Annotated in this window: 4 protein-coding genes; all 4 read left to right on the forward strand. The window is 71.8% G+C overall.

Annotation, left to right across the window (positions count from 1 at the left end; genetic code table 11):
- The first annotated feature begins 88 nt into the window (after positions 1-88).
- From SBP02_RS06980 to SBP02_RS06995, 4 genes are read left to right on the forward strand one after another with little or no spacing between them, the layout of a single operon-like run.
- Positions 89-292 carry an MbtH family protein gene (locus SBP02_RS06980; RefSeq protein WP_318645674.1) on the forward strand — a complete coding sequence of 68 codons (204 nt, stop codon included), beginning with the start codon at positions 89-91 and terminating at the stop codon, positions 290-292.
- Positions 292-1,017: a thioesterase II family protein gene (locus SBP02_RS06985; RefSeq protein ID WP_318645675.1), complete on the forward strand. Its 726-nt coding sequence runs from the start codon at positions 292-294 to the stop codon at positions 1,015-1,017. Before SBP02_RS06980 ends, SBP02_RS06985 begins: the two co-directional genes overlap by 1 nt.
- 24 nt (positions 1,018-1,041) lie before the next feature.
- A complete protein-coding gene (locus SBP02_RS06990; RefSeq protein ID WP_318645676.1) occupies positions 1,042-12,033 on the forward strand; it encodes a non-ribosomal peptide synthetase in 10,992 nt (3,663 codons plus the stop codon).
- Complete coding sequence (locus SBP02_RS06995) at positions 12,030-17,504, forward strand: non-ribosomal peptide synthetase (RefSeq protein WP_318645677.1); 5,475 nt, start codon at positions 12,030-12,032, stop codon at positions 17,502-17,504. The genes SBP02_RS06990 and SBP02_RS06995 overlap by 4 nt, the downstream gene beginning before the upstream one ends.
- Positions 17,505-17,554: the final 50 nt, after the last annotated feature.

Below are 17,554 nucleotides of genomic sequence, written 5' to 3' on the forward strand. Positions count from 1 at the left end.
CGCGCCTCGAGCAAGGGATTAAATGAAAATTATTTGCATCGCCAAGCGTCTTTAGTGGCGAGCCATTCGCGCAACGAGAGGAGTCGACATGAGTCTGGACAGCCCGGAAACCATCTTTCTGGTGGTGGTCAACGACGAAGAGCAATACGCCATCTGGCCGCAGTACCAGGCGGTGCCGGCTGGTTGGCGCGAGGTGGGTGTGCGCGGCGACCGCCAGGCCTGCCTGGCCCATATCGCCGAGGTCTGGGGCGACATGCGCCCGCGCAGCCTGCGCGAGGCCATGGGGGCCTGATGCAGCTGTTCTGCCTGGCCCACGCCGGCGCCAGCGCCATGCCCTATGCCCGCTGGCGGCCCTCGCTGCCGCGCTGGCTGGAGGTCTGTCCGCTGGAGCTGCCGGGGCGTGGGGCACGGGCGGGCGAGCCGCTGCAGCGTGACTTCGAGCGGCTGCTCGATGATCTGCAGGCCGCCTGGCGCGCCGAATGCCAGGGGCCCTGCCTGCTATGGGGGCACAGCCTGGGTGGCCTGCTGGCCTTCGAGCTGGCCCACCGGCTGCACGCCGAGCGCAAGCGGGCGCCGCTGGCGCTGTTCGTCTCCGCCTGCCGGGCGCCCAGTCGCCGCGCGCTGGCGCCGCGCCTGGCCGAGGGCAGCGACGGCGCGCTGATCGCCGCGCTGGACGAACTGGTCGGGCTGCCCCGGGCGGTGCTCGGCGACCCGGCCGTCTGTGCGGAGTACCTGCCGGTGCTGCGCGCCGATTTCGCCCTGGCCGAGAGCTACCGCTATCGCCGGCGCGGCCCCTTGCCCTGCGAGCTGCACGTGCTCGGCGCGCGGCAGGACAGCCTGGGCGAGGAAGAGCTGCGGCCCTGGCGCCGCGAAGCCCGCGCCGACATCCACCTGCACTGGCTCGAGGGCGACCACTTCTATCTGCGCCCGCAGCAAGCCGAGGTGCTGCAACTGATTGAACTGCATGCCTTGCGGCTGTGGCGCGCCGAGGCGTTGCCCATGCCCCTGGGGGCCTGACCGATTGTTCCGGAGGTGTCACCGATGAACGCCCATTCCACACCCATGGCCGCCACCGAGCTGGCCTGGGCGCCCCTGTCCTACGCCCAGCAACGCCTGTGGTTCTTCAGTAGGCTGGCGCCGCAGAGCAGCGCCTACAACCTCGGCGGGCTGCTCTGGCTTGACGGTGAGCTGGACCGGATCGCCCTCGCGGCGGCGCTGGACCAGCTGCTGGCGCGTCACGGCGCGCTGCGCACGGTGTTCGCCGAGCGCGACGGGGTGGCCATGCAGGCCCTGCTGCCGGCCTGTGCGCTGGCGCTGGAGGAATGCGACCTGACCGCGCTGGCTGGCGAGCAGCAGGAGCAGGAGGTGCGGCGGCAGGGCCGGGCCTGCGTCGAGCGACCCTATGACCTGGGCGTGGGACCCTTGTTTCGCGCCGTGCTTTATCGCCTGGGGGCGGAGCGCCAGGTGCTGCTGATCGGCATGCACCATATCGTCTCCGACGCCTGGTCGGTGGGGGTGCTGCTCAAGGAGCTGGCCGAGTGCTATGCCGCTCACCGGCAGGGCCGTGCGCCGGGCCTGAAAGCCTTGCCGCAGACGTACGGCGACTATGCCGCCAGCCAGCGACAGTGGCTGGCCGGCGACGAAGGTCGGCGCCAGCTGGACTTCTGGACCCGTACCCTGGGCCGCGAACAGCCGTTGCCGGGCCTGGCGGACGACTTCCCGCGTCAGCCGCGGGCCGACCGCGATGCGGCCTACCGCACCCTGCAGCTGCAGCCTGCGCTGGTAAGCGCTTTGCGCGAGCTGGGCGGCTCGGCCGGTTGCACCCTGTTCGGCGTGTTGCTGGCCGCCTTGCAGGTGCAGCTGAGCCGATTGTCCGGCCAGCGCGAGGTGCGCATCGGCGTGCCGGTAGCCGGCCGCAGCAAGGCGCGCGAGCGGCTGATCGGCTTCTTCGTCAACACCCTGGTGCTGGCCGCACGGCCGCAGCCGCAGCTCGGCGTGGGCGACTGGTTGGCGCAGACCAAGGCGAGCCTCGACCAGGCCCTGGCCCACCAGGGCACGCCGCTGGAGCAACTGGTGGAGGCCCTGGCGCCGGAGCGCAGCCTCGGCCAGCAGCCGTTGTTCCAGGTGGCCTTCAACTACCGCCACCAGCACCAGTTGCCCGTCGACTGGTTGCCGGGCTGCAGCGCGCGCATCGAAGAATTGCCGGCCAGCCGCATTCCCTTCGACCTGGCGCTGGATGCGGTGCGCGACCAGGGCGACAGGCTGAGCATCACCTTCGCCTATGCCGCCGACCTGTTTGCCGAGCGCAGCATCGAGCGCCTGATCCAGGGGTTTCAGCGACTGCTGGAGGCGTTCGTCGAGGCGCCCGAGGCGCCCCTGGCGACCCTGCAGATGCTGACCGAGCAGGAGCAGCAGCGCCTGGCGCAGTGGAACCGGCCCCGCGAGCAACACGACGCCACGCGCCTGTTCCCCGCGTTGTTCGCCGAGCAGGCGGCCCTTCGCCCGGCGGCCATCGCCCTGGTGCACGGCACCGAGCGCCTGAGCTACGCCGAGCTCGAGGCCCGCGCCAATCAGCTGGCCCACCTGCTGATCGCCCAGGGCGTGCGGCCCGAGAGCCGGGTCGGCGTGTCCCTGGAGCGCGGCACCGGCATGCTGGTGGCGATGCTCGGCATCCTCAAGGCCGGCGGCGCCTTCGTGCCGCTGGACCCGGACTACCCCCGCGAGCGCCTGGCCTATATGGCCGAGGATTCCGGACTGCGCTGGCTGCTGACCCATTCCTCGCTGGTCGAGCGCCTGCCGTTGCCGGAAGGTGTCGAGGCGCTGTGCCTGGATCGACTGGACCTTGCGGCTCATGCCACTGATGCACCGGACGTGACGCTGCACCCGCTGAACCTGGCCTACCTGATCTACACCTCCGGCTCCACCGGCCAGCCCAAAGGCGTGGCGGTGAACCACGCCGGTTTGAGCATGCACGTGCAGGTGATCGGCCAGCGCTACGGCATGACCCCGGACGACGTGGAACTGCACTTCGCCTCCATCAGCTTCGACGGCGCCCTGGAACGCTGGACAGTGCCGCTGGCCCACGGCAGCCGCCTGGTGATCCGCGACCAGGAGCTGTGGAGTGCGGAGAGGACCTGCCAGGTGCTGGCGGAGGAGGGCGTGACCATCGCCTGCCTGCCGCCGAGCTATGCCCAGCAGCTGCTGGACTGGGTGGAGGCGAATCCCGCTCTGGTGGCGGAGGCTGAGCCCGACGGATCGTTCCCACGCTCCGCGTGGGAACGCAGCCCAGGACGCTCCGCGTCCGCTTCGGCGATGCTGCGCGTGCGCAGCTGGACCCTCGGCGGCGAGGCCTTCACCCGCGAGCTGTACCAGCGCCTGCAGGCCATCCTCAAGCCGCAACGCATCATCAACGGCTACGGCCCGACCGAGACCGTGGTCACTCCGCTGATCTGGTCGGCCTATCCCGGCGACAGCTTCGAGGCGGCCTACGCGCCCATCGGCACCGCGGTCGGCCCGCGCCGGCTCTACGTGCTGGACGGCGAGCTGAACCCGCTGCCCATCGGTGTGGCCGGCGAGCTGTACATCGGCGGCGAGATCGGCCTGGCGCGCGGTTACCATCAACGTCCGGAGCTGACCGCCGAACGCTTCCTGCCCGACCCCTTCGGCGCGCCGGGCGAGCGCATGTACCGCACCGGCGACCTGGTGCGCTGGCGCGAGGACGGGGTGATCGACTACCTGGGCCGGGTCGACCATCAGGTGAAGATCCGCGGTTTCCGCATCGAGCTGGGCGAGATCGAGAGCCAGCTGCTGGCCCTGGACGGTGTGGCCGAAGCGGCGGTGATCGCCCGCGATACGCCGAGCGGCAAGCAGCTGGTGGGCTATGTGGTGACGCGCCAGGACCTGGACGGCCAGGTCCTGAAGGCCGCGCTGGCGCAAAGCCTGCCGGACTATATGGTCCCCGCGCAGATCATCGGCCTGGCCAAGCTGCCGCTGACCCCGGCGGGCAAGCTGGACCGTGCCGCTTTGCCGCAGCCGGTGTGGCAGAGCCAGGGCTACGAGGCGCCGCAGAGCGAGGCCGAGCGCATCCTCGCCGGCATCTGGAGCGAGGTGCTGGGTATCGCGCCGATCGGCCGCGAGGCGCACTTCTTCGAGCTGGGCGGCGACTCCATCGTCGCCCTGCAGGTGGTCAGCCGGGCACGGCAGCAGGGCCTGGGGCTGACCCCCAAGGATGTGTTCCAGCAGCAGACCCTGGCCCAGCTGGCCGCCGTCGCCCGCGCGGTGGCGGCGCCGCAGGCCGAACAGGGTGCGGTCGAAGGCCCGGCGCCGCTGCTGCCGATCCAGGCGCGCTTCCTCGAACGCGAGGGCCTGGTGCCCTGTAACCAGTACCTGCTCTGCGAACTGGCCGCGCCCTTCGATACGGAACTGTTGGAGCAGGCCCTGCAGGCCCTGGTGCGCCATCACGATGCGCTGCGCCTGCGCTTCCGCCACCAGGACGGTGCCTGGCACCAGTTGCATGGCGAGCCGTCGCATGCCGGCCTGCTGCAGGTGCATGAGCTGGCAGATGACAGCCGGCTCGAGTCCCTCTGCGAGCAGACCCAGCGCAGCCTCGATCTGGAGCGGGGCCCCTTGCTGCGCGGGCTGTACCTGCGTCGGCCCGGCCGCCAGGATCGCCTGTTGCTGTGCATTCACCACCTGGCGGTGGATGGCGTGTCCTGGCGGGTGCTGCTGGAGGACTTGCCGCGTCTTTACGGGCAGCTGGCCGCCGGCCTGCCGCCACAATTGCCGGCCAAGACCACGGCCTTCAAGACCTGGGCCGAGCGCCTGCAGGGCTGGGCGGATGGGCCTTCAGTGGCCGCCGAATTGCCCTTCTGGCAGGCCCAGCTTGCCGACGTCGGCGAGCTGCCGCTGCTGGCGCAGGCGCCGGGCCGCGAAGGCCAGCGCCGGCGCATCGACTGGCAGCTGCCCGCCGCGTTCACCCGCGAGTTGCTGCTGGCCGGCCAGCAGGCCTATCGCCTGCGCGCCGACGAGCTGCTGCTGACCGCCCTGAGCCGCGTGCTCTGCGCCTGGAGCGAGCAACCGGCGCTGCGCCTGCACCTGGAGAGTCACGGCCGCGCGCCGCTGTTCGACGACCTCGACCTGTCGCGCACGGTCGGCTGGTTCACCGGCCTCTATCCGCTGCGCCTGCAACCGGGAGCCGAACTGGCCGCCAGCCTCAAGGCGATCAAGGAGCAGCTGCGCGCGGTGCCCAACGGCGGCCTCGGCTACGGCTTGCTGGCCCAGCGCGGACAGGTGGCGGACGTGCGGCCGCAGCTGCTGTTCAACTACCTCGGCCAGTTCGACGAGGCGGCCGATGGCCCGTTGCGTCTGCTGGAGGGCGGGCTCTGGCGTGAAGCGAGCGCGCCGCTCGATGCCGCCCTGGTGATCAACGCCGAGCAGCGCGGCGGTGCGCTGCTGCTGCATGTCGATTTCAGCGAGCAGCAGTGGCAACGGGCGACCCTGGAGGGCCTGCTGCAGAGGTTGAGCGCCGAATTGCACAGCATTCATGCCCATTGCCGACAGGCGCCGCGGGTGCTGACGCCCAGCGACGTGCCCCTGGCCGGCCTGGGCCAGGCCCGATTGGACGCGTTGGCCGGGGTCGAGGACCTCTATCCGTTGTCCCCGCTGCAGCAGGGCCTGCTGTTCCATACGCGCCTGCAGGGCGCGGCCAGCTACGTCAACCAGCTGGTGCTGCCGCTGGCCGGCCTGGACCCGCAACGCCTGCACGGCGCCTGGCGCCAGGTGTTCCAGCGCCACGCCATCCTGCGCAGCGCCTTCCTCGACGGCGAGCGTCCGCTGCAGGCGGTGCGCGGCACACTGCAGCTGCCCTGGGAGGTGCGCGACTGGCGTGGCGAGGCGGATTTCGACGCGGCGCTGGAAGCCTTCTGCGCGGCCGAGCGGCAAGCCGGTTTCGATCTGGCCGCGGCCCCCCTGCTGCGCCTGACCCTGGTGCAGCAAGGCGCGCGCGAGCATGTGCTGGTCTGGACCCTGCATCACCTGCTGCTGGACGGCTGGAGCACCGCCCTGCTGCTCGGCGAGGTACTGGCGCTCTACCACGGCGAGGCGCTGTCGACGCCGCGCGGGCAGTTCCGCGACTACATCGCCTGGCTGGCCGGGCGGGACCCTGCCGCCAGCGAAGCCTTCTGGCGTCCGCTGCTGCAACGCCTGGACGGGCCCAGCCGCATCGTCGGCTGTCTGCCGTGTCGGCAGCCCGGCACGGGGCATGTGCGCCATCCGCTGCCGCTGGCGGCGCAGGAGGAGGCCGAACTGCGGGGCTTCGCCCAGCGCCAGGGGGTGACCCTCAACAGCCTGATCCAGGGCGCCTGGGCACTGTTGCTGGGGCGTCTGACCGGCAAGCGCCGGGTGTGCTTCGGCACCACGGTGGCCGGGCGCCCGGCCGAACTGGAGGGTAGCGAGCAATTGCTCGGCCTGTTCATCAACAGTCTGCCGGTACCCATAGAGTTGCCGGCCGGGCAGGCGGTGGGCGAATGGCTGAGGGCGGTGCAGGCGCTCAACCTGTCCCTGCGCGAGCACGAGCACACGCCGCTGTACGAGCTGCAACGCTGGGCCGGCAGCGCCGGCGAGGGGCTGTTCGACAGCCTGCTGGTGTTCGAGAACTACCCGCTGGGCGATGCCCTGCGCCAGGCCGAGCGCGGCGAGCTGCGCCTGGGCCAGCCGCAGAGCCACGAGTTCACCCACTATCCGCTGACCCTGGCGGTGCTGCCGGGCGAACGCCTGGAGCTGCTGCTGGCCTACGACAGCGCACACTTCGATGCGGACGGCATCGCCCAGCTGGCCGCGCTGCTGCGGCAGATACTCGCCGAGCTGTGTCGCGATGCGCAGCGCCCGCTGGCCAGCCTGGAGCTGCTCACCGACGGCGAGCGTGACCAGCTGGAGCAATGGAATCAATCCCACGAACAGCACGACGGCGCGCGGCTGTTCCCCGCGCTGTTCGCCGAGCAGGCGGCGCGTCGCCCGGAGGCCATCGCCCTGGTGCATGGCGCCGAGCGGCTGAGCTACGCCGAGCTGGAGGCCCGCAGCAGCCAGCTGGCCCGGCTGTTGATCGAGCGCGGCGTGCGGCCCGAAAGCCGGGTCGGCGTGTCCCTGGAGCGCGGCACCGGGATGATCCTGGCGATGCTCGGCATCCTCAAGGCCGGCGGCGCCTTCGTGCCGCTGGACCCGGACTACCCCCGCGAGCGCCTGGCCTATATGGCCGAGGATTCCGGGCTGCGCTGGCTGCTGACCGGCAGCGACCTGCTCGAGCGCCTGCCGCTGCCGGAAGGCGTCGCAGCGCTCTGCCTGGATCGCTTGCCGCTGGCGGACTATCCGGCGAGTGCGCCGGCGGTGAGGCTGCACCCGCTCAACCTGGCTTACCTGATCTACACCTCCGGCTCCACCGGCCAGCCCAAGGGCGTGGCGGTGAACCACGCCGGCCTGTCCATGCACGTGCAGGTGATCGGCCAGCGCTACGGCATGACGCCGGATGACGTGGAGCTGCACTTCGCCTCCATCAGCTTCGACGGTGCCCTGGAACGCTGGACCGTGCCGCTGGCCCACGGCAGCCGCCTGGTGATCCGCGACCAGGAGCTGTGGAGCGCGGAGAGGACCTGCCAGGTGCTGGCGGAGGAGGGCGTGACCATCGCCTGCCTGCCGCCGAGCTATGCCCAGCAGCTGCTGGACTGGGTGGAGGCGAATCCCGCTCTGGTGGCGGAGGCTGAGCCCGACGGATCGTTCCCACGCTCCGCGTGGGAACGCAGCCCAGGACGCTCCGCGTCCGCTTCGGCGATGCTGCGCGTGCGCAGCTGGACCCTCGGCGGCGAGGCCTTCACCCGCGAGCTGTACCAACGCCTGCAAAGCACGCTCAAGCCGCAGCGCATCATCAACGGCTACGGCCCGACCGAGACCGTGGTCACCCCGCTGATCTGGTCGGCCTACCCCGGCGAGCGCTTCGAGGCGGCCTACGCGCCCATCGGCACCGCGGTCGGCCCACGCCGCCTCTACGTGCTGGACGGCGAGCTGAACCCGCTGCCCATCGGTGTGGCCGGCGAGCTGTACATCGGCGGCGAAATCGGCCTGGCGCGCGGTTACCACCGGCGTCCGGAGCTGACCGCCGAACGCTTCCTGCCCGACCCCTTCGGCGCGCCGGGCGAGCGCATGTACCGCACCGGCGACCTGGTGCGCTGGCGCGAGGACGGGGTCATCGACTACCTGGGCCGGGTCGACCACCAGGTGAAGATCCGCGGCTTCCGCATCGAGCTGGGGGAGATCGAGAGCCAGCTGCTGGCGCTGGACGGGGTGGCCGAGGCGGCGGTGATCGCCCGCGACACGCCGAGCGGCAAGCAGCTGGTGGGCTATGTGGTCAGCCGTGGTCAGCTCGACAGCGGCGCCCTCAAGACCGCCTTGGCCCGAGTGCTGCCGGACTATATGGTCCCCGCGCAGATCATCGGCCTGGCCAAGCTGCCGCTGACCCCGGCGGGCAAGCTGGACCGTGCCGCGTTGCCGGAACCGGTGTGGCAGAGCCAGGGCTACGAGGCGCCGCAGAGCGAGGCCGAGCGCAGCCTCGCCGGCATCTGGAGCGAGGTGCTGGGCATCGCGCCGATCGGCCGCGAGGCGCACTTCTTCGAGCTGGGCGGCGACTCCATAGTCGCTTTGCAGGTGGTCAGCCGGGCGCGGCAGCAGGGCTTCGTGTTGCCGCTGAAGGCGCTGTTCGATGCGCCGCTCCTGGCCGACTGCGCCGGGCAGCTGGTCGCCGCCGAGGCGGACCTGCCGCAGCTGCGTGCGCTGCCGCGGGGCGACGACCTGCCGCTGTCCCATGCCCAGCACCGGCTGTGGTTCCTCAACCGCCTCGACCCGGCCAATGGCGCCTACCACATGCCGGCCGGCCTGGACCTCTCCGGTCGTCTGGAGCGCCAGGCCCTGCAAGGCGCCTTCGACTGCCTGGAGGCGCGCCACGAGGTGCTGCGCACCCGCTTCGTCGAGCATCAGGGCGAGCCGCGCCAGCGCATCCTGCCGGCCCAGGGCCAGCGCATCGACTGGCACGACCTGCGTCCGCGGCCCGGTGCACAGCGCGAGGCCACGGCCCAGGCCATCGCCGCCGAGCTGCTGGCCACGCCCTTCGATCTGGCCCGCGATCCGCTGTTGCGGGTCGCCGTGCTGCGCCTGGCCGATCAGGAATACCGTCTGCTGCTGGTGCAGCACCACATCGTCTCCGATGGCTGGTCCATGCAGCGTTTCATCGAGGAGTTCTGCGCGGCCTATGCCGCTCTGGCCGAAGGCGGCGTGCCGAGTTTCGCGCCGCTGCCGGTGCAGTACGCCGACTATGCCCAGTGGCAGCGCGACTGGCTGGCCAGCGGCGAGGCGCGGCGCCAGCTCGCCTACTGGCAGGCGCAACTGGGCGAGCACCAACCGCTGCTGGAGCTGCCCAGCGACCATCCACGCCCGGCCCAGGGCGTGCGCCAGGGCGCGCGGCTGCGCTTCCAGCTGCCGAGCGAACTGACCGCGCAATTGCGTGCCCTGGCCCAGCGCGAGGGCAGCACCCTGTTCGGCGTGCTGCTGGCGGCCTGGCAGAGCCTGCTGCACCGCTACAGCGGCCAGGACGACATCCGCGTCGGTGTGCCGGTGGCCGGCCGCAGCCTGCCGCAGATAGAAGCCGTGCTCGGTTGCTTCATCAACACCCTGGTGCTGCGCGGCGCGCCGGCGGCGGACAAGCCGTTCCGCCAGCTGCTCGGCGAACTGGCGCAGACCAGCCGCGACGCCCTGGCCCATCAGGAGTTGCCGTTCGACCAGCTGGTGGAGGCCCTGCAGCCGGCGCGCAGCCTCAGCCATCACCCGCTGTTCCAGGTGGCGTTCAACCACCAGCAGCTGGACTTCTCCGCCCTGCAGCGCCTGCCGGGGCTGCGCGTCGAACCCTTCGACCCGGGTGCCGCCGGCGCCCAGTTCGACCTGGCGCTGGACACCGAGGAGGGCCCGGACGGCAGCCTGAGCGGCTTCATCAGCTACGCCAGCGAACTGTTCGAAAGCCGCAGCATCCGCCGCATGGCCGGGCACCTGCAGAACCTGCTGGAAGGGCTGTGCGCCGACCCGGGCTGCGCCATCGGCCGCCTGCCGCTGCTGGATGCCGAGGAGGCGGCCCGCATCGCCGCCTGGAACGACACGGCGCGCGACTACGGCGCCTTCGTGCCGCTGACCCGGCGCCTCGCCGAGCAGGCGACGCGTACGCCCCAGGCGCCGGCGCTGGTGTTCGGCGAGCAGCGCCTGAGCTATGCCGAGCTGGACGCGGCGGTCAATCGCCTGGCCAACCGCCTGCGCGGCCTCGGCGTCGGCCCCGGCGTGCTGGTGGGCATCAGCCTGGAGCGCTCGCTGGAGCTGGTGGTCGGCCTGCACGCCATCGTCCGCGCCGGCGGCGCCTATGTGCCGCTCGATCCGGAGTACCCGCTGGAGCGCCTGGCCTATCTGCTGGAGGACTCGGGCGTCGAGCTGCTGCTGTCCCACAGCGCCCTGGTCGAGCGCCTGCCGCTGCCGCCAGGTTTGCAGGTGCTGAGCCTGGACCGGGAGTGCTGCGACGGCGAGAGCAGTGTCTGCCCGGACGTGACCCTGCAGCCGCAGGACCTGGCCTACGTCATCTACACCTCCGGCTCCACCGGCAAGCCCAAGGGCGCCGGCAACAGCCACGAGGCCCTGGCCAACCGCGTGCTGTGGATGCAGGAGGCCTATCCGCTGGGCGCGGGCGACGTGGTGCTGCAGAAGACCCCGTTCAGCTTCGACGTCTCGGTGTGGGAGTTCTTCTGGCCGCTGCTGACCGGCGCCTGCTTGGCGCTGGCCGCACCGGGCGATCACCGCGACCCGCAGAAGCTGGTGGAGCTGATCGAGCGCCAGCGGGTCACCACCCTGCATTTCGTGCCGTCCATGTTGCAGGCCTTCATGGCCCACCCGGCGCTGCAGGGCTGCGCCAGCCTGGCACGCATCCTCTGCAGCGGCGAGGCGTTGCCGGCGGAGTTGCAGGCCAAGGTGTTCCAGCGCCTGCCGGGCGTCGGCCTGTACAACCTGTACGGCCCGACCGAGGCGGCCATCGACGTCAGCCACTGGACCTGCGTGGCGGAAGGGCGCCACGCGGTGCCCATCGGCCGGCCGATCGCCAACCTGCGCCTGCACATCCTCGACGGCCAGCTGGGTCGCGTGCCGGTGGGCGTGCCCGGTGAGCTGTTCATCGCAGGCCAGGGCCTGGCGCGTGGCTACCACCGGCGCCCGGAGCTGACCGCCGAGCGCTTCCTGCCCGACCCCTACGGGCCGCCCGGTACGCGCATGTACCGCACGGGCGATCTGGTGCGCTGGCGCGAGGACGGGGCCATCGACTACCTCGGCCGCATCGACCACCAGGTGAAGATCCGCGGCTATCGCGTCGAGCTGGGCGAGATCGAGGCCGAGCTGTGCGCCCAGCCCAATGTCGCCGAGGCGGTGGTGGTGGCCCGCGATACGCAGATCGGCAAGCAACTGGTCGGCTACCTGGTGGCCGAGCAGGCGCCCGTCGACGAGCCGGCCTGGCTGGCCGGGCTGAAGAGCGCGCTCAAGGCCGCATTGCCCGAGCACATGGTGCCGGCCGCGCTGGTGCGCCTGGAACGCATGCCGCTGTCGCCCAACGGCAAGCTGGAGCGCCGCGCGCTGCCCGAACCGGTCTGGCAGGCGCGCCAGTACCGCGCCCCGCAAAGCGAGCTGGAGCAGGCGCTGGCGGCCATCTGGCAGGAGGTGCTGGAGGTGCCCCGGGTCGGTCTGGACGACAACTTCTTCGAGCTGGGCGGTCACTCGCTGTTGGCCACCCAGGCCGTGGCGCTGCTGCGCGAGCGGCTGAAACGGGAGGTGCCGCTGCGCGCCTTCTTCGAACTGGACAACCTCGCCGCGCTGGCCGAGACCCTGGCGCAACAGGCGCCGGAAGCCGCCGAGCAAGAGGATGACGAGCTGCGCGCCATGGCCGCGCTGCTGGATGAACTGGAGGCGTTGTGAGCAATTCCCCGATCGACAAGGCTGCCCTGGCGCGGCGTTTCCTGGCCCTGGGCCCGGCCGAGCAGCAGCGCTTCCTCGAACTGCTCGGCGCCAAGGGCATCCGCTTCGAGCGCTTGCCGCTGGTGCCGGCGCCCCGTGGCGAGCGGGTGCCGGCCTCCTATGCGCAGCAGCGCCTGTGGCTGGTTGCCCAACTGGAGCCGGACAGCAGCGCCTACCACATGGTCGGCGCCTTCCGCCTGGAGGGCGAACTCAAGCGCGAGGCGCTGCTCGGCGCCCTGGGGCTGATCGTCGAGCGCCATGAGGCGCTGCGCACCCGTTTCGCCGAGCGGGACGGGCAACTCTGCCAGCTGATCGACCCGCCCGGCGAGCTGGCGCTGGAAGAGCACGACCTGCGCGGCGAGCCCGAGCGTGCCGGGGCGCTGGCCGATGCCCATGCGGCGCGCCCCTTCGACCTGGCCGAGGGGCCGCTGCTGCGGGTGCAGTTGCTGCGCCTGGGCGAGGGCGAATGGCGGCTGCAGCTGGTCTGCCACCACATCGTCTCCGATGGCTGGTCCATCGGCGTGTTCGGCGAGGAGCTGGCCCGCGGTTACGCGGCGCTGTGCCTCGGCCAGCCGCCGGCCCTGCCGGAGCTGCCGATCCAGTACGCCGACTACGGCCTGTGGCAACGGGCCTGGCTGGAGGCCGGCGAACGCGAGCGGCAGCTGGCCTACTGGCGCGAGCAACTGGGCGAGCAGCAGCCGGTGCTGGCGCTGCCCTACCGCACCGGCGCCGGCGGCGACCGTCAGGCCAGGCGTGTGGCGTGGAAGGTTGCGCCGGCGTTGGTCGAGCGGCTGCGTGGCCTGGCCCAGGACGAGGGCGCGACGCTGTTCATGCTGCTGCTGGCGGCATTCCAGCTGCTGCTGGCACGCTACAGCGGCCAGCGCGACATCCGCGTCGGCGTGCCGGTGGCCAACCGCCAGCGCGCCGAGATCGCCCCGCTGATCGGCTTCTTCGTCAACACCCAGGTGTTGCGCGCCCGGCTCGAACCCGGCATGAGCTTTCGCGAGTTGCTCGGCCAGGTACGCCAAGCGGCCTTGCAGGCCCAGGAGCATCAGGACCTGCCGTTCGACCAGCTGGTGGAGGCCCTGGCGCCGGAGCGCAGCTTGGGCCAGACGCCGCTGTTCCAGGCGCTGTTCAACCACCAGCGCCGCGACCTCGCAGCCCTGCAGGCGCTGCCGGGGCTGCGTCTGACGCCGCTGGCCCAGGACGTGCCCCATGCCATCTTCGACCTGGCGCTGGACAGCGAGGAGCTCGGCGACGAACTGCGCCTGACCCTGACCTGGGCCGGCGAACGCCTGGACGACGGCCTGATGACGCGCCTCGCCGAGCACTACGGGCAGTCATTGGAACGGCTGTGCGACCAGCCCGATGGGGTCCTGACGCAATTGCCGCTGCTCGACGCGCAGGATTGGCAACGCCTGGCGCAGTGGAACCGGCCCCGCGAACGGCACGACGCCGCGCGGCTGTTCCCGGCGCTGTTCGCCGAACAGGCGCGCCAGCGCCCGGCGGCCATCGCCCTGGTGCACGGCGCCGAGCGGCTGAGCTACGCCGAGCTGGAGGCCCGCAGCAACCAGCTGGCCCGGCTGCTGATCGAGCGCGGCGTGGGGGCCGAGAGCCGGGTCGGCGTGTCCCAGGAGCGCGGCACCGGGATGATCCTGGCGATGCTCGGCATCCTCAAGGCCGGCGGCGCCTTCGTGCCGCTGGACCCGGACTACCCCCGCGAGCGCCTGGCCTATATGGCCGAGGATTCCGGGCTGCGCTGGCTGATTACCCATTCCTCGCTGGTCGAGCGCCTGCCGTTGCCGGAAGGCGTCGAAGCGCTCTGCCTGGATCGCTTGCCGCTGGCGGACTATCCGGCGAGTGCGCCGGCGGTGAGGCTGCACCCGCTCAACCTGGCTTACCTGATCTACACCTCCGGCTCCACCGGCCAGCCCAAGGGCGTGGCGGTGAACCACGCTGGTTTGAGCATGCACGTGCAGGTGATCGGCCAGCGCTACGGCATGACGCCGGATGACGTGGAACTGCACTTCGCCTCCATCAGCTTCGACGGCGCCCTGGAACGCTGGACAGTGCCGCTGGCCCATGGCAGCCGCCTGGTGATCCGCGACCAGGAGCTGTGGAGTGCGGAAAAGACCTGCCAGGTGCTGGTGGAGGAGGGCGTGACCATCGCCTGCCTGCCGCCGAGCTATGCCCAGCAGCTGCTGGACTGGGTGGAGGCGAACCCGGCATTGGTGGCGGATGCGGAGTCCGCCGGATCGTTCCCACGCTCCGCGTGGGAACGCAGCCCAGGACGCTCCGCGTCCGCTTCGGCGGTGCTGAAGGTACGCAGCTGGACCCTGGGCGGCGAGGCCTTCACCCGCGAGCTGTACCAGCGCCTGCAGGCCATCCTCAAGCCGCAACGCATCATCAACGGCTACGGCCCGACCGAGACCGTGGTCACCCCGCTGATCTGGAGCGCCTACCCCGGCGAGCGCTTCGAGGCGGCCTACGCGCCCATCGGCACCGCGGTCGGCCCGCGCCGGCTCTACGTGCTGGATGGCGAGCTGAACCCGCTGCCCATCGGCGTGGCCGGTGAGCTCTACATCGGCGACGAGATCGGCCTGGCGCGCGGTTACCACCGGCGCCCGGAGCTGACCGCCGAACGCTTCCTGCCCGACCCCTTCGGCGCGCCGGGCGAGCGCATGTACCGCACCGGCGACCTGGTGCGCTGGCGCGAGGACGGCGTGATCGACTACCTCGGCCGGGTCGACCACCAGGTGAAGATCCGCGGCTTCCGCATCGAGCTGGGCGAGATCGAGAGCCAGCTGCTGGCCCTGGACGGCGTGGCCGAGGCGGCGGTGATCGCCCGCGATACGCCGAGCGGCAAGCAGCTGGTGGGCTATGTGGTGACGCGCCAGGCCCCGGACGGCCAGGCCCTGAAGGCCGCGCTGGCACAGCGCCTGCCGGACTATATGGTCCCCGCGCAGATCATCGCCATCGCCAAACTGCCGCTGACCCCGGCGGGCAAGCTGGACCGTGCCGCTTTGCCGGAACCGCAGTGGCAGAGCCAGGGCTACGAGGCGCCGCAGAGCGAGGCCGAGCGCAGCCTCGCCGGCATCTGGAGCGAGGTGCTGGGCATCGCGCCGGTCGGCCGCGAGGCGCACTTCTTCGAGCTGGGCGGCGACTCCATCGTCGCCCTGCAGGTGGTCAGCCGGGCACGGCAGCAGGGCCTGCAGCTGGCGCCGCGCGACCTGTTCCAGTTCCCCCGCCTGAGCGAGCTGGCCGGGGTGGCCCGGGCGCCACAGGCGCAGGCCGAACAGGCGCCGGCCAGCGGCGAGCTGCCGCTGCTGCCGATCCAGGCGCATTTCTTCGCCCTTGATCAGGCCGAGCCGGCGCACTGGAACCAGGCGCTGCAGCTGGAGCTGTTGCGCGAGCTGGACCCGGAGCTGCTGGAGCAGGCCCTGCAGGCGCTGGTGCGGCACCACGACGCCCTGCGCCTGCGTTTCCAGCGGCAGCAGGGCGCCTGGCAGCAGCGCTATGCGGAGCTCGAACCGGAGCAGGCGCTGCTTTGGCAGCGCGAGGCCGCCGATGAGGCCGAGGCCCTGGCGCTCTGCGAAGCCGCCCAGCGCAGCCTGAACCTCGCTGAGGGCCCCATGCTGCGGGCCGTGCACCTGCGCCAGGCGGATCGGTCGACCCGTTTGCTGCTGGTGATCCACCATCTGGTGGTGGATGGCCTGTCCTGGCGCATCCTGCTGGAGGACCTGCTGAGTGCCTATCGTCAGGTACAGGCCTGGCAGCCGGTACGGCTGCCGGCGCGCAGCGCTTCCTACCGGGCCTGGGCCGAACAGCTGCAGGCCTGGGCCCGGGGGCCGGAGGCCGACACGGCACTGGATGCCTGGTGCAGTCGCCTGGCCGGCGCCCCGGCGCCTTTGCCCAGGGAGCTGGCGGGCGAACAGGCCTGCTACGCCGAGCGGCGCAGCCTGTCCCTGAGTCTGGATGCAGCCAGCACGCGCAGGCTGTTGCAGGCGCCGGCGCGTCTCGGCGTGCGCATCGATGCCCTGTTGCTGGGCGCCCTGGCCCGCAGCCTGTGCCGCTGGAGCGGCCAGCCCCAGCTGCGGGTGAACCTGGAAGGCCACGGCCGCGAGCCGCTGGGCCAGGCGCCGGACCTGAGCCGTACGGTGGGCTGGTTCACCAGCCTGTATCCATTGCGCCTGCCGCAGAGGGCCGACGGACGCGAGCAGCTGGAGGCGATCCAGCGCGAATTGCAGGCGTTGCCCCACGGCGGGCTGAGCTATGGCGCCTTGCGCTACCTCGGCCCGGCCCGGGCCCGGGCGGCCCTGGCGGAGCTGCCGACGGCGGAGGTCACCTTCAATTACCTCGGCCAGTATCAGGCGGGCGCCGCCGGCGACTGGTTCCGCCCCGTCGCCGGCGGCGGCGCCGCGGTGGCGCCGGACAATCCGCTGGCCAGCCGCCTGGCGGTCAACGGCCAGGTGTTCGACGGCCAGCTGCAACTGGGCTGGGAGTATGCCGCCAGCCAGTACCGCGACGAGACCATCCAGGGCCTGGCGGAGGACTTCCGCCGCGAACTGCTGGCCCTGGTGGCGCTGGCCGATGAGGCGGCGCCCGGGCCATCGCCGCTGCTGCCGCTGAGCCGCCAGGCGGGCGCCGCGGCGCCGCTGTTCTGTCCGCATCCGGTCACCGGTCGGGTCACCGGCTATCAGCCGCTGGCCGCCAGGCTGGAGGGGGTGCGCCCGGTGTTCGGCCTGCAATGCCGCAGTTTCCTCGACCCGGCCTGGCGCGACGCCTCGCTGCACGAGATGGCCGACGCCTACCTGGCCGCGCTGCTCAGGCAGCAGCCCAGCGGGCCTTACCACCTGGTCGGCTGGTCGCTGGGCGGCAGCCTCGCCCTGGAGCTGGCGGCGCGGCTGGAGGCCCGGGGCGAGCGGGTGGCCTTCCTCGGCCTGCTGGATTGCTACGTGCCCGGTACCGAGATCGCCGAGGACGACGCCCGTCATCCCCAAGCCCGCGCCCGCCTGGGAGAGACCCTGCGCATGCTGGCACCGGAGCTGGCGCCCGGGGCCCTGGATGAGTTGTTGGCGCGTCTGGCCGAACACGAGCCGCTCGACTGGCCGGAGGCTGCGCGCACCTGGCTGGCCGTCCAGGGCCTGGACGCCGCTGCGCGGCAGAGCCTGGAGGAGCTGCTGTTCGCCTGGGCGGTGGAGCAGCACATGCGCCGGCTCTGCGCGGGTTACCGCCTGCCCCAGGTGCGGGTGCGCCCGCATTGCTGGTGGGCGAGCCAGCCGCCGGGGCGCGCGGCCTTGCTGGAACAGGGCCTGCAGCAGGCGCTGGGGCAGGCCGCCAGCCATCGTCAGGTGGAGGCCGATCACCTGGGCATCGTGCGTCACCCAGGGGTACTCGAAGCGTTGCAGGCCGAGCTGACGCGTCTGGGGTGACAGGGGGCAGCGGCCCAACGGGCCGCTGAGCACTTCGCGCAGTGGTTTCG

The sequence above is a fragment of the Pseudomonas benzenivorans genome (assembly GCF_033547155.1).
In the GTDB taxonomy this organism is placed as follows: domain Bacteria; phylum Pseudomonadota; class Gammaproteobacteria; order Pseudomonadales; family Pseudomonadaceae; genus Aquipseudomonas; species Aquipseudomonas benzenivorans_B.